At 68.3% G+C, this 13434-nt stretch carries 10 protein-coding genes and 1 pseudogene; 6 read left to right on the top strand and 5 right to left on the bottom strand.

Annotated features, from left to right (window positions below; genetic code table 11):
- Positions 1-16: 16 nt before the first annotated feature.
- On the bottom strand, positions 17-952 hold the full coding sequence (gene coxB, locus LA521A_RS18070; RefSeq protein WP_281780221.1) for a cytochrome c oxidase subunit II: 936 nt from the start codon (positions 950-952) through the stop codon (positions 17-19).
- A gap of 349 nt (positions 953-1301) precedes the next feature.
- Between coxB and putA the strand changes: the two genes are divergently transcribed.
- Positions 1302-4523 carry a bifunctional proline dehydrogenase/L-glutamate gamma-semialdehyde dehydrogenase PutA gene (gene putA, locus LA521A_RS18075; protein WP_281780222.1) on the top strand — a complete coding sequence of 1074 codons (3222 nt, stop codon included), beginning with the start codon at positions 1302-1304 and terminating at the stop codon, positions 4521-4523.
- Positions 4524-4701: 178 nt separating this feature from the next.
- Positions 4702-4866: a hypothetical protein gene (locus tag LA521A_RS18080; protein WP_281780223.1), complete on the top strand. Its 165-nt coding sequence runs from the start codon at positions 4702-4704 to the stop codon at positions 4864-4866.
- Positions 4867-4954: 88 nt separating this feature from the next.
- Here LA521A_RS18080 and LA521A_RS18085 read toward each other — a convergent pair whose 3' ends face one another.
- Positions 4955-6307, bottom strand: coding sequence for an OmpP1/FadL family transporter (locus LA521A_RS18085; protein ID WP_281780224.1), 1353 nt, complete (start codon positions 6305-6307; stop codon positions 4955-4957).
- 247 nt (positions 6308-6554) lie between these two features.
- On the opposite strand from LA521A_RS18085, the gene LA521A_RS18090 reads away from it, so the two are divergent.
- The 3 genes from LA521A_RS18090 to LA521A_RS18100 all read left to right on the top strand — a co-directional run bounded on the left by LA521A_RS18090 (position 6555) and on the right by LA521A_RS18100 (position 8232).
- Entirely contained in the window at positions 6555-7247 is a 693-nt protein-coding gene (locus LA521A_RS18090; protein ID WP_281780225.1) for a rhomboid family intramembrane serine protease, read from the top strand.
- Positions 7248-7324: 77 nt separating this feature from the next.
- Positions 7325-7645, top strand: coding sequence for a DUF1820 family protein (locus LA521A_RS18095; protein ID WP_281780226.1), 321 nt, complete (start codon positions 7325-7327; stop codon positions 7643-7645).
- A 23-nt stretch (positions 7646-7668) separates the two neighbouring features.
- Positions 7669-8232 carry a hypothetical protein gene (locus tag LA521A_RS18100; RefSeq protein ID WP_281780227.1) on the top strand — a complete coding sequence of 188 codons (564 nt, stop codon included), beginning with the start codon at positions 7669-7671 and terminating at the stop codon, positions 8230-8232.
- Positions 8233-8259: 27 nt separating this feature from the next.
- Here LA521A_RS18100 and LA521A_RS18105 read toward each other — a convergent pair.
- From LA521A_RS18105 to gpmI, 3 genes and pseudogenes are all read right to left on the bottom strand, one after another.
- Positions 8260-9594, bottom strand: a pseudogene (locus LA521A_RS18105) (S41 family peptidase); the annotation flags it as partial.
- 131 nt (positions 9595-9725) lie between these two features.
- Entirely contained in the window at positions 9726-10955 is a 1230-nt protein-coding gene (locus tag LA521A_RS18110; RefSeq protein WP_281780228.1) for a murein hydrolase activator EnvC family protein, read from the bottom strand.
- A 3-nt stretch (positions 10956-10958) separates the two neighbouring features.
- Positions 10959-12512, bottom strand: a complete 1554-nt coding sequence (gene gpmI, locus LA521A_RS18115; protein WP_281780229.1) for a 2,3-bisphosphoglycerate-independent phosphoglycerate mutase — start codon at positions 12510-12512, stop codon at positions 10959-10961.
- A gap of 148 nt (positions 12513-12660) precedes the next feature.
- Between gpmI and LA521A_RS18120 the strand changes: the two genes are divergently transcribed.
- Entirely contained in the window at positions 12661-13323 is a 663-nt protein-coding gene (locus LA521A_RS18120) for a DUF4097 family beta strand repeat-containing protein (RefSeq protein ID WP_281780230.1), read from the top strand.
- The last annotated feature ends 111 nt before the right edge of the window (positions 13324-13434 follow it).

A 13434-nucleotide genomic window follows, 5' to 3' on the forward strand; every position in this document is an offset into this window, starting at 1 on the left:
TCGGGATTCGGGACGATCAGCCGGCGACCGGCGCCTGCTTTTCAGCAGTCGCGGCCGTGGCGTCGGTGTTCGGGGTCGCTTCCGGCTGGGCCGGAGCGGCGGGCGGTGCGGCCGGAGCCGGGGCCGGCGCCGGGGCGTTCTTCGCCTTCTGCGCTGCGAGCCACTGCTGGTACTCGGCCTTCGGCACGGCCTTGACCACGATCGGCATGAAGCCGTGGTCCTTGCCGCACAGTTCCGCGCACTGGCCGCGGTAGATGCCCGGCTTCTTGATGTCGGTCCAGGCCTCGTTGACGATGCCCGGGATCGCGTCCTGCTTCCAGCCCAGCGCCGGCACCCACCATGCGTGGATGACGTCGTCGGCGGTGATCACGAAGCGGATCTTCGTCTCGGTCGGCAGCACCAGCACGTTGTCGACGTCGAGCAGGTAGTGCGGATGGTCGGCCGTGCGGGCGTCGACGCCGCTCTGGCGGATCTGGTCGCTCTTGCGGTCCAGGCGGCTGGTGAAGCCGACGTTCTCGCCGAGGTAGTCGTACTTCCACATCCACTGGTAGCCGGTGATCTTGACGGTCATCTCGGCGTTGCGGGTGTCGTACATCTTGATCAGCTTGCTGGTGGCCGGGAACGCCATCAGCACCAGCAGCACGACCGGGACGACGGTCCAGATGACCTCGAGCTTCGTGCTGTGGGTGAAATCCTTGTCCGCCACCGCGCCCTTGGAGTGGCGGAACTTGAACATGGCGTAGGCCATGGCGCCGAACACCAGGATGCCGATGATCACGCACACCCACAGGGCGAACATGTGCGCGCTGTAGGCGTTGGCCGACTGGACGGTCACGCCCTGGCCCATGTTGAGCTGCCACCGCTTGGGATCGGCCGCCTGCGCACTGGCAAGGACCGGCAGCGCCATCGCGGCGATGCCCGCGCCCCACTGCTTGAAACGACCGGCTTTCATCTGTTCGAGCCCCAGAAAGACGCTAGTTGAATGTACTGGACTGGCTGAGCCGTTCGGCTTGGCTTGCGGGCTCATCCGCGACCGGAGGCAGCGGGCATCACAGCCCAGGAGGGACCCAAAAAGGGAACCAAAAAACCGCCCCGCGGAACCGCTTAGTTTACCGACCGTGAACGCCACCAACAACCGCAGCGGTCAAAGCATGCGGAATAGTGAGCAAATTTCGCAATCCCGGCCGCACCACGCGGCGAACTTCCCCCTTGTGCGCCGACGCTAGCAGGCCGGGTGCGCAACGTCTGCGGCGACCGGAACCCACTAGACTATCGGGCTTCCCAAGGCTGTCCCTGGCCCCATGACCATCCATTCCGTCACCGCCGTCGATAGCGACGGCCCGCCGGCGCCGCACGCGCTGATCAGCCCCGAACTCCCGCCGAGCCCCGCCGCGCCCCGCGCCGCGATCACCGCCGGCTGGGTCCGCGACGAAGCCAGCCACGTGCGCGCCCTGCTCGATCGCGCCCGCCTGCCCGAAGCCGACCGCCTCCAGGCGCAGGCGACCGCCGCGGACCTCGTCCGCCGCGTCCGCGCCCGCGCCAAGGACCAGGGGGCGATCGAGGCCTTCATGCGCCAGTACGACCTGGGCAGCGAGGAAGGCGTGCTGCTGATGTGCGTGGCCGAGGCGCTGCTGCGCATTCCGGACCAGGAAACCGCCGACAAGCTCATTCGCGACAAGCTGGGCGATGCGGACTGGAAGAAGCACATGGGCCAGTCCGATTCGGTGCTGGTCAACGCCTCGACCTGGGGCCTGATGCTTACCGGCCACCTGGTCGATCTGGCGGACGAGACCAAGCGCGACGTGCACGGCGCCTTCAAGCGCCTGCTCGGCCGCGTCGGCGAACCGGTGATCCGTCTGGCCGTGCGCCAGGCGATGAAGATCATGGGCCATCAATTTGTGATGGGCCGCACAATCGGCGAAGCACTCGCCCGTTCGCAGAAGAACGGCAATGCCGCCTACCGCTATTCGTTCGACATGCTGGGCGAAGGCGCGCTGACCACGAAGGACGCGCTGCGCTACCTGCAGGCGTACCGCGACGCGATCCACGCCATCGGCAAGTCGGGCAATTTCATCGACGGCGACGTGTTCGCCGCGCCGTCGATCTCGGTGAAGCTCTCCGCGCTGCACCCGCGCTACGAGCACGCCAAGCGTGCGCGCGTGATGTCCGAGCTCGTGCCGCGCGTGCTCGAACTGGCGCAGATGGCCAAGTCCTACGGCATCGGCTTCACCGTCGATGCGGAGGAAGCCGATCGTCTCGAACTTTCGCTCGACGTCATCGCCGCCGCGTATTCGGATGCGTCGCTGAACGGCTGGGAAGGTTACGGCCTGGCGATCCAGGCGTACCAGAAGCGCGCGCCGGAGGCGATCGACTTCATCGCCGACCTCGCCCGCCGCACCGGCCGCCGCATCCCGGTGCGTCTGGTCAAGGGCGCGTACTGGGACAGCGAAGTGAAGCGCGCGCAGGTCGAAGGCCAGCCCGGCTATCCGGTGTTCACGCGCAAGCCGAACACCGACGTGAGCTACCTCGCCAACGCGCGCCGCATGCTCGAGGCGTCGGATGCGATCTATCCGATGTTCGCCACGCACAACGCGCAGACGATCGCGACGATTCACCAGCGCGCGAAGTCGATGGGCCGTGCGAAGCACTTCGAGTTCCAGAAGCTGCATGGCATGGGCGACGACCTGTACGCCGAGGTGATCCCGGCCGACCGCCTGGACGTGCCGTGCCGCGTGTACGCGCCGGTCGGTTCGCACGAGGACCTGCTGCCGTACCTGGTGCGCCGCCTGCTCGAGAACGGCGCCAACTCCAGCTTCGTCAACCGCATCACCGACGAGGACATCGCCATCGACGACCTGGTCCGCGATCCGGTCGAGACCGTGTCCTCCTTCGAATCCATCCCGCATCCGCGCATTCCGCAGCCGATCGATCTGTACCGCAGTTTCGGCATCGACAGGACCAACTCCATGGGCATCAACCTCGCCAACGACGACCAGCTGCGCACGCTCGCCGACCAGATCAACGCCGCCGCGCGCAGCCAATGGCGCGCCACGCCGCTCGTGCCGGGCGCGAACGTCACCGGTCCGCTGATCGCGGTGACCAACCCGGCCGATCGTCGCCAGACCGTCGGCCAGTGGCAGGCCGCCGACAGCGCGACCGTCGAGAAGGCGCTGCAGAACGCCGTCGCCGCGCACGATGCCTGGAACAAGACGCCGGCCGCCAGCCGCGCCGCGATCCTGGAACACGCCGCCGACCTGCTCGAGCAGCGCATGCCGCAGTACATCGCGCTGTGCACGCGCGAAGCGGGCAAGTCGATTCCAGACGGCGTCGCCGAGGTGCGCGAGGCGGTCGACTTCCTGCGCTACTACGCCGCGCAGGCGCGCAAGCAGTTCGCGGTCGAACCGCTGCCCGGCCCCACCGGCGAGGCCAACACGCTGCAGCTCTCCGGCCGCGGCGTGTTCGTGTGCATCAGCCCGTGGAACTTCCCGCTGGCGATCTTCGCCGGCCAGATCGCCGCGGCGCTCGCCGCCGGCAACAGCGTCATCGCCAAGCCGGCCGAGCAGACCAACCTGATCGGCTACTACGCGGTGAAGCTGCTGCACGAAGCCGGCGTGCCGGAAGCCGTGCTGCAGTTCCTGCCGGGCGATGGCGCGACCGTCGGCGCCGCGCTGACCAAGGACCCGCGCATCGCCGGCGTCGCCTTCACCGGTTCGACCGACACCGCGCGCGCGATCAACCGTGCGCTGGCCGCGCGCGATGCCGCCATCGGCGTGCTGATCGCCGAAACCGGCGGCCAGAACGCGCTGATCGCCGACTCGTCCTCGCTGCCCGAGCAGGTGGTGAAGGACGCGATCGCCTCGGCGTTCACTTCCGCCGGCCAGCGCTGCTCGGCCGCGCGCGTGCTGTTCGTGCAGGACGACATCGCCGACAAGGTCACCACGATGCTCGCCGGCGCCATGGCCGAGCTGAAGGTCGGCGACCCGGGCCTGCTGTCGACCGACGTCGGCCCGGTGATCGACGAGGACGCGCTGAAGATGCTGCGCGACCACGCCGAGCGCATGGATCGCGAAGCGACGAAGATCGCCGAAGTCGCGCTGGACGCCGAAGCGGCCAACGGCAGCTTCTTCGCCCCGCGCGCGTACACGCTCAAGTCGCTGGACCAGCTGCACCGGGAAATCTTCGGACCGGTGCTGCACGTGATCCGCTGGAAGGCCGACCAGCTCGACGCGGTGATCGACCAGATCAACGCGACCGGCTACGGCCTGACGCTGGGCATCCATTCGCGCATCGACGAGACGATCGAGAAGATCGCCTCGCGCATCAAGGTCGGCAACTGCTACGTCAACCGCAACCAGATCGGCGCGGTCGTCGGCGTGCAGCCCTTCGGCGGCCAGAACCTGTCCGGCACCGGCCCGAAGGCCGGTGGCCCGCACTACCTGCCGCGCTTCGCCACCGAGAAGACCATCACCGTCAACACGACGGCCGCGGGCGGCAACGCCTCGCTGCTGACGCTGGGCGATTGATTCGGGATTTGGGGTTCGGGAAAGCGGATCACGGGGTCCCCCTGTAATCCGTCATCCCGGCGAAAGCCGGGACCCAGGCCTGCAGCGTGTGGGCACTCCCACATCGGCGAACCACCGCACGGCCCCGGCAATCGCCGGGGCCGTTTTCGTTCCGGGAGCGGCCGAGGCGGCGCTCCCGGTGCTGGGCGACCTGGATGCGTTCGCCGCCAGCGATTACGCGCTGGCGTGGGAGACGCTGGCGCTGTATCGCGCGCTGCGGGACGACGCGATGGCGCAATCGGCGATGGCGCGCGTGCAGGCGCTGCGCGGCGAACGCGATGCTACGGTGACGCCGGCGCTTTGATGGTTCGGTAACACACACTGCAAGACGCATCGCGCAAAAAGAAAGCCCCGCCTAGGCGGGGCTTTCGATTACTGCAGGCGCGATGCGATCAGAACTTGTACTGCGCCGAGACGCCGTACAGGTTCGCCGCGCCGTCGAACGGACCGACCAGGCTCTGGAGCGAGGTTTCCGAGTGCAGGTCGATCTTCGGCGAGTTCGGCTCGATGCGGGTGTAGCCGAAGTTCACTTCCAGCGCCTGCGTGGCGGCCCAGCTGGCGCCGAGCGAGTACCACATGCGGTTCGCATCGGGCAGGCGCGGCGTGCGGGTTTCAATGTGGGTCGGCGTTTCGTCGTACGCGACACCGCCGCGCAGCGTCCACGATTCGTTGAGCTTGTACTCGGCGCCCAGCGAAGCGAACGTGGTGTCCTTCCAGTTGAACGGCTCGACCGAATCCGGATCCGGGTTGGCGAACTCGATGCGCACTTCGCGCAGCGACTCCCAGCCGGTCTCGGCGTAGGACGCCATCATCGAGAAGCTGTCGGTGAAGTCGTAACGCAGGTCGACGTTCAGCACCGACGGCGTGGTCAGCTTCGCCAGCGCGGCGCCGTCCTGGAACAGCGGACGGGTGGTCGGGCTGGCGGAGAACACGGCGGCGACGTTGCCCGGCACGGTCCAGTCGGCGGTGCCTTCCAGTTCGTAGTCGATCTCCGAGCGGTAGCTCACGCCGATGGCCAGCTTGTCCGTCGGCTTGAAGTTGGCGCCCACGGTCCAGCCGAAGCCGGTGTCGTCGCCCTGGATTTCGGCGAAGCCGTCAGCAGCCTGCGGACGGGCGAACGGCAGCGGGCGGGTGGCCGGGTTGGAGAACAGCAGCGAGCCGAAGTCGACCGACTTCGACAGCGTCACATCCGCGCGCGAGTAGATGATGCCGGCGCCGACCGAGAAGCGGTCCGGCACGATGTCCAGCGCGGCCGCCAGGGTCAGGTCGACGATTTCGACGTCGGAGGTGTGGGCGTAATAGCGGCCCACCCAGTCGTTGTCGTATTCGGTCTTCAGGCCGAACGGAGCGCTGACCATGGCGCCGAAGGCCAGGCCGTTGTCCAGCTTGTGGATGACCGACAGGGCCGGCACGGCGGCGATGTCACCGGCGTCGCCGCCGTTGCCACCGGTCATCGGACGGCCGATCGCGTCGGTGCCGGTGCCCTTGAATTCATAGCTGAGGTCGATCGCGGTAACGTCGGCCTGCATCGTGGTGCCGGAGAAGCGCGCCATGGTGGCCGGGTTGTTGGCCACGACCGAGGAGTCGGTCTCGTTGACACCGGCGCCGGCGAACGCCGCGCCCATGCTCTTGACGCTGTTTTCCTTCAGCTGGAAGCCCGAAGCGTGTGCCTGGCCGACGGCCAGCGCGCCGGCGATGCCGAAGGCAAGCGCCGACAGCTGGATGAAACGAGAAGCGTGTTGCATGCGTGTAGTCTCCAATGGAGTATTTTTTCGTCTTCTTCAGGCCGCGTCATTGCCATGGCAATCCGGCCGGTCCGGTCGGTCGCCATTGCCCGCCGGAAACCCCTCCCGACGTACGACGCCGTATGCACTATAACCCGGCTTTTAACCCGAGGCTAACAATAGCCGGCATGCCCGTCCGCACTTGTAAAACAGGGGTTTTGCACATTTCGTGGCCCTTCGCGATGCTGAACAGGGAGGGAGTTTTGCGGTGTTCGTGACGATCCCCGGCCGCGAACGGATTCCGTTCCGCTGGGCCACGCCAGCCCTGTTCAGCCTGCTCTGGCTGAGCTTCATCACGGTCGAGCTGATGCCGGGCGCCGAGCAGCGCCGCCTGCTGATGGAGTGGGGCGCGCTGTCCGGCGGGCTCGCCTCGCCCGACGCCTGGGTGCAATCGATGCGGACCGGCAGCGTGTGGCGGCTGTTCACGGCGCTGTTCCTGCACGCCGACTGGGCCCACCTGCTTGGCAACCTGGTGTTCCTGCTGATCTTCGGCCTGCCCGCCGAACGCACGATGGGCCCGTGGCGGCTGCTGGTGCTGTTCCTGTTCGGCGGCGCGGTCGCGAACCTCGCCGCGGTGATCGCCATCGGCACGCCGGACCGCCTGATCATCGGTGCCAGCGGCGCGGTGTCGGCGCTGATCGGCGCGTACCTGGCGCTGTTTCCCGGCGCGAAGCTGGGCGTCGTGGTGCCGCTGGGCCTGTTCCTGCAGTTCGTGAAGGTGCCGGCGCCGCTGCTGATCGGCGTGTGGGCGCTGCTGCAACTGGTCTTCACCTTCATCGGTCCGGCGTTCGGCGCGGTGGCATGGTCGGCGCACCTGGCCGGCTTCGCGTTCGGCGGCGTGTTCGCGTTGATCGCACGCGCCGGCATCGCGCGGCGCATGCGGCGACGACGGGGCTTCTGACGTCGCGGCTTGATTGGCGGGCCGGCCGACCCCATCGTCAGCGTGCACGGCACTACGCCATCACACCCGATCCGATCATGTCCAAGCCGCTCTACAAGGTGACCTTCCTCAACGCCGGCAAGGTGTACGAGCTCTATGCGCGCAACGTCGCATCGGGCGCGCTGTGGGGTTTCACCGAAGTGAGCGAGCTGGTGTTCGACGTGCACGACGGCGTGGTGATCGATCCCACCGAAGAACGGCTGCGCGACGAGTTCGGCAACACGCGCGCGCTGCATCTGCCGATGCACAGCATCGTGCGCATCGAGGAAGTCGAGCGCAAAGGCCAGTCGGCCATTCGCGATGCGACCACCGGCGAAAAGGTCGTCACGCCCTTCCCGCTGCCGGGAAAGCCGCGCTAGGCACGCCGCGATAGAGTGGCGCGATGAAACGTTCCCCACGCATCGTTGCCATCGCCGCACTCGCACTTGCGCTCACAGCCGCGGCATGCGGGCATAAGTCGACGAACGACACGGCGTCCTCCAGCCCCGGTGCGGCGCGACGCGACGCGGGCGCTGCGTCGAACGCCTTCGCCGTTGAGGTTTCGCTCTCGCCCGCCGCGCGAGAACGCCTGGGCGCACAGCACGAATCGCTGATCGTCAGCGCGGATTACTTCGGCGAGCCGAGCGCTGAAGCGATCGCGCAGCGCGTACCCGGCAGCGAGAACCCGTGGCTGACGCTGCACCGCGCGCAGGTCGAACTCGAAGGCGCAACGCTCGATGGCAATGTCGTCGCGCGGTTTCCCGCCGTTTCGCTGGATGCGAAGCAGCTCGCGTGGACCGATGCGCCCGACGCGCCGCAGGTCAACGTCAACGTCTATTCGGGTCGGCGCTCATCGCCGGACAACCTGCTCGACTGCGGGATGTTCCAGGACACCCTCGCAGTCGCCGCGCAGTCGCCGGTACGCATTTCGTGCGGCTTGATCGGCGAGCCGGGCGAGCGTCGCTAGCCCGGCGCGCAAAACCGCGTTCGTTTACTGCGTTTTCGCGGCAGGCTTCGTCGCCGCGCTCGCGACGGGTTTCTTGAGTTCCACCAGTGCGGCCGCGATTGGCGCATCGCCGTCGAGCACGTCGCCGGCGTTCTGGCCGGGCTGGCCTTCCTCGCCGTCCTTCTCGCTGTCGCCGCGCAGGTGGCCCGGCAGGCTCGCTTCGCTGAAATTGCGGATGCTCTTGTCGGCCTCCTTGCCCGGCTGCAGCACGACGTCGGGCGAGATGCCGAGCGCCTGGATCGACTTGCCGCTGGGCGTGTAGTAACGCGCGGTCGTGAGCTTCACCGAGTCGCCGTTGTCCAGCGGCAGCACGGTCTGCACCGAGCCCTTACCGAACGTGCGGCTGCCGACGATGCGCGCGCGATCGTTGTCGCGCAGCGCGCCGGCGAGCACTTCGGCCGCGCTCGCCGAACCGGCGTCGACCAGCGCCACGACCGGCGCGCCGTTGAGGCGATCGCCCGGCGTCGCGCCGAACTCCGCGTCGCTGATGGCGATGCGGCCACGCGTGGACACGATCTTCCCCGAGTCGAGCAGGTCGTCGGCGATCTGCACCGCGGACGTCAGCAAACCACCCGGATTGCTACGAAGGTCGATGACCAGGCCGCGCAGCTTGCCGCCGGCCTGCGCCTTGAGTTTCTCGAGCTGGCTTTCGAAATCGGCGGCCGTATCGGCCTGGAACGCGCTGATGCGCACGTAGCCGTAGCCCGGTTCGAGCATGCGGCTTTTCACGCTCGCCACGCGGATGGTCTCGCGCGTCAGCGTCACGTCGAACGGCTTGTCCTTGCCTTCGCGCACGATGGTCAGCGTGACCTTGCTGCCCGGCTCGCCACGCAGCGGGCCGGACTGATCGCCTTCGTCGGGCTTGAACGGCTTGCCGTCGATGGCGGTGATCACGTCGCCGGCTTTGACGCCGGCGCGCGCGGCCGGCGTGTCGTCGATCGGCGAGATCACGCGCAGCGAGCCGTCGGGCTGGCGCATCAGTTCGACGCCGACGCCGTCGTAGGCGCCGCGCGATTGTTCGTCGAAGCTCTCGGCGTCTTCCTTGTCGAGGTAGACGCTGTGCGGATCGAGGTCGAACAGCAGCCCGCGGATCGCCGAATGCATCAGCTTCTGGTCGTCCACCGGCTCCACGTACGCCTGCTTGACCGCGTTGTAGACCGACACGTAGCGGCGGATCTCGTCGAGCGGCACCTTGGCTTCGGCCGTTTCGCCGTCGGGCGATTCGATCGGCGCGTCGGCGGGCGGCGCGTCGGCCTCCTGCGCGGCAGCCGGCAACGCGACGAAAGCGGCCAGGGCGAACGGAACAAGGCGACGCAGGGACATTCGGGCAACTCCGGGCGGTGCGGTGAGTCGCGGGCCACGCGCGGCCCGCCGTGCGTGATTATGGGCACGGCGGGGGAGCGCAATGGAAGGCTTTCGTTAATCGTTCCGGCAACGGCGTCGACCGTTCAGCGTCAACGTCTCAGCCACGTCCCGGGATTGACTGGCGAGCCGTTGCGCCGGAGTTCGAAGTACAAAGCCGCCCGGCCGTGGCCGCCGGACGTGCCGACGGTGGCGACCGGATCCCCGCGCTTGACGGCATTGCCGACGTCCTTGAGCAGCGCGTCGTTGTGCGCGTACAGGCTCATGTAGCCGTTGCCGTGATCGACGATCAGCAGCAGGCCGTAGCCGGTCATCCATTCGGCATAGACCACCGTGCCGTCGGCGACCGCCTTGACCGGCGTGCCGGCGGCGGCGGCGATGAGCAGGCCGTCGCTGTCGCGGCCGTCGGGCATGGTCGCGCCGAAGCCGGCGAGCAACGCCCCCGACACCGGCCAACCCAGGCCGCCGACCTGCGGCGCCGGCGCGCTGGCGACGACCACGGGCTTGCGGCGCGGCGGGGCGTCCTTCGGGGCGGATGCGGCTTCGCGTGCGGCGCGTTCGGCGGCGGCGCGACGCTGCGCCTCGGCCTTCGCCGCGGCGGCCCGAAGCTTCTTCAGCAGCTGCTCCAGGCCGGCGGCATCGCGACCGAGTTCGCGCTCGCGCGTGCTGCGATCCTCGTAGCGTTCGTCGAGTTGCGCCACCAGACTTGCGCGCGCCTTGCGGGCGCTCTGCAACTGGCCGAGTTGCGACCGCTGCTGTTCGCGCGTGCGATCCAGTTCGCTGCGCCGCTGCACGATCGCCTGTTCCACGTCGTTGAGTTCGCGCAGCTGCGCGTCGAGTTCGGCGATGCGGCGCGTGCGATCGCGCTGCAGGTAACCGTAGTAGGCGAGCAGGCGATTGCCATCGGCGACGCGATCCTGCGCGAGCAGCAGTTTAAGCGGCGCGTCCTGTCCCTGCAGGTAGGCTGCGCGAAGCAGCTGCGCGAGCTCCTTGCGCTGCGCGCCCATGCGGTCGTGCAATTGCGCGCGCTGCTCCTGCAGGGCGGCGAGCGAGGCCTGCTCCTTCGCCATGCGCGTTTCGATCTCGCGCAGGCGACGGTTCGATTCGCCGACTTTCTCATCGGCCTCGCGCAGCTGGCGCGACGCGCTGCCACGCTGGCTCTCGATCTTGCGGCGTTCGGCGGCGACCGACTTCAGCTCGCGCTGGATCTTCTCCAGCTTGCGTTCGGCCTCGCGGCTGTTCTGCGCGGACGCGGGCATCGCCAGCATCAGGCCGGCGACCAACAGGGCCGCGCAGTGGAGCGCAACGACGATGCGCCGCATGCGTCAGCCTGCGAGCAGGCTCGTTCCGCTCATCTCGGCCGGCTTCGGCAATCCGAGCAGGTCGAGGATGGTCGGCGCGACGTCGCGCAGCGCTCCCCCGCTGCGCAGCGTCGCCGCGCGCGGGCCGAGGTAGACGAACGGCACCGGGCCGACGGTGTGGGCGGTGTGCGGCTGGCCCGTCGAGGGATCGCGCATCATTTCCAGGTTGCCGTGGTCGGCGGTGATCAGCAGCGCGCCACCGGTATCGCGCACGGCCTGCGCGATCGCACCGATGGCGACATCGACCGCTTCGGCGGCCTTCACCGCGGCGGCGATGTCGCCGGTGTGGCCGACCATGTCCGGGTTCGCGATGTTGCAGATGGCGACGCCGACCTCGCCGGAGCGGATGGCGGCTGTGAGCTTCTCGGTGACTTCCGGGCAGCTCATTTCCGGCTGCAGGTCGTAGGTCGCGACCTTCGGGCTCGGCACGAGGATGCGCGTCTCGCCGGCGTACGGTTCTTCGCGGCCGCCACTGAAGAAGAACGTCACGTGCGCGTACTTTTCGGTTTCGGCGATGCGCAGCTGGGTGAGGCCGTTCTCGGCGAGCACTTCGCCCAGCGTGTGGCGAAGATCGTCCGGACCGAACGCCACCGGTGCCGGCAGCTTCGCGTCGTACTCGGTGAGGCAGACGAAACGCGACAGCTTCGGGCGGCGCACGCCTTCGACGGCTTGGTCGAAGCCGGCGAACGTCGGCGACACGAACGCGGCGGTGATCTGCCGCGCGCGGTCGGCGCGGAAGTTCATGAACACCACGGCATCGCCATCGGCCATCGGCATATGGCCCTGGATCACGGTGGGCGCGACGAATTCGTCGGTCTCGCCGCGCTCGTACGCCTGCAACAGCGCTTCGATCGGGCCGGTGGTGACGTGCTCGCTCTTCGCCTCGACGATGGCATCCCACGCGCGGCGCAGGCGATCCCAGCGCTGGTCGCGATCCATCGCGTAGTAGCGTCCGCTGACGCTGGCGACGTGCGCGTTGCCGAGCTTGCGGCAGACGTCCTGCAGCTTCGCCAGGCTCGGTTCGGCGGACTTGGGCGGCATGTCGCGGCCGTCGAGGAACGCGTGCACGGCGACCTTCGGCACGCCCGCCTGGCTGGCGAGTTCGAGCATCGCGAAGATGTGGTTCTCGTGGCTGTGCACGCCGCCGGGCGACAACAGGCCCATGACGTGCAGGGTCCCGCCGCTGTTCTGCGCGGCGGCGCAGGCGGCGCGCAGTTCCTCGTTGCCGAAGAACGTGCCGTCCTCGATCGCTGCGTCGATGCGCGTGAGGTCCTGGTACACGATGCGGCCGGCGCCGAGGTTCATGTGGCCGACCTCGGAATTGCCCATCTGCCCTTCCGGCAGGCCGACGTGGCGGCCTTCGGTGTGGATCAGCGTGTGCGGCGCGGAGGCGACCAGCGCATCCCAGTTCGGCAGCGTGGCCTGGGCCAGCGCATTGTCGGTCGGGTCGTCGCGATGCCCCCAGCCGTCGAGGATCAGCAGGACCACGGGTTTCGGGCGCGAAGTGGATGCGGGCACGTCGGATTCCAGTGTGAGGGGGCCAATGGTGACTTCGGGCACGGGTCCGCGCCGGCGATGGCTGCGATTGTAGCGAAGCGGTGTAAACCGATTCCGCCTTCAGCGCATCCGATGCATTGAAGCCCGTCCCAACACGGAAACCGAAACGATGCGAATCCGCTCCTTCTGCGTCCTGCCGCTCGCCCTGGCGCTCTCCGCGCCGGCGTTCGCCGCCCAGGACATCGACAAAGTCAACGGCAGCATCACCGTCGAAGCCGGCCAGACCGTCGGCGACCTGGAGACCGTCAACGGCTCCATCAAGATCGGCGCGGGCGCTCGCGCCGGCAAGGCCGAAACCGTCAACGGCAGCATCACCGTCGCCGAGAACGTCGAAGCCGGCGGGCTGGAAACGGTCAACGGCTCCATCCGCGTGGCCGGCAACGGCAAGCTGTCCAGCAAGTTGGAAACCGTCAACGGCGGCATTTTCGTGGACCGTGGCGGCGACGTGCGCGGCGACATCGAGACGGTGAACGGCGCGATCGGGCTGGTCGATACCGACCTGTCGGGCGGCATCACCACGGTGAATGGCGACGTGACCGTCGGCGTGAACTCGCACGTGAAGGGCGGCATCCACTACACGAAGCCGAGCAGCTCGTGGTTCTCGTTCAACAAGCGCGATCCGAAGGTCATCATCGGGCCGAACGCGGTCGTCGAAGGCCCGCTGAACTTCGAACGCAAGGTCGAGCTGTACGTGCACAGCACCGCGAAGGTCGGCCCGGTGACCGGCGCGACGGCGGTCCGCTTCGACGGCTCGACGCCTCCGGGCCAGTAACGCCCGGGGCGCGTGAACTGCCGGACCGCGCACGGCCGCGGCCCGGAAACCATGCCTAGAATGGGGTTCGCCTTCACGGCGGCCCCGCCTGGCGTGGGGCTGTCGTGGGGC

It is taken from the genome of Lysobacter auxotrophicus (genome assembly GCF_027924565.1).
Lineage (GTDB): Bacteria > Pseudomonadota > Gammaproteobacteria > Xanthomonadales > Xanthomonadaceae > Lysobacter_J > Lysobacter_J auxotrophicus.

Excerpts from the sequence above, each read along its gene's own strand:
- LA521A_RS18100 (WP_281780227.1), top strand. The coding sequence starts at position 7,669 with ATGAAACGTTCCCCACGCATCGTTGCCATCGCCGCACTCGCACTTGCG.
- LA521A_RS18085 (WP_281780224.1), bottom strand. The coding sequence starts at position 6,307 with ATGCAACACGCTTCTCGTTTCATCCAGCTGTCGGCGCTTGCCTTCGGC.
- LA521A_RS18120 (WP_281780230.1), top strand. The coding sequence starts at position 12,661 with ATGCGAATCCGCTCCTTCTGCGTCCTGCCGCTCGCCCTGGCGCTCTCC.
- putA (WP_281780222.1), top strand. The coding sequence starts at position 1,302 with ATGACCATCCATTCCGTCACCGCCGTCGATAGCGACGGCCCGCCGGCG.
- LA521A_RS18095 (WP_281780226.1), top strand. The coding sequence starts at position 7,325 with ATGTCCAAGCCGCTCTACAAGGTGACCTTCCTCAACGCCGGCAAGGTG.
- coxB (WP_281780221.1), bottom strand. The coding sequence starts at position 952 with ATGAAAGCCGGTCGTTTCAAGCAGTGGGGCGCGGGCATCGCCGCGATG.
- LA521A_RS18110 (WP_281780228.1), bottom strand. The coding sequence starts at position 10,955 with ATGCGGCGCATCGTCGTTGCGCTCCACTGCGCGGCCCTGTTGGTCGCC.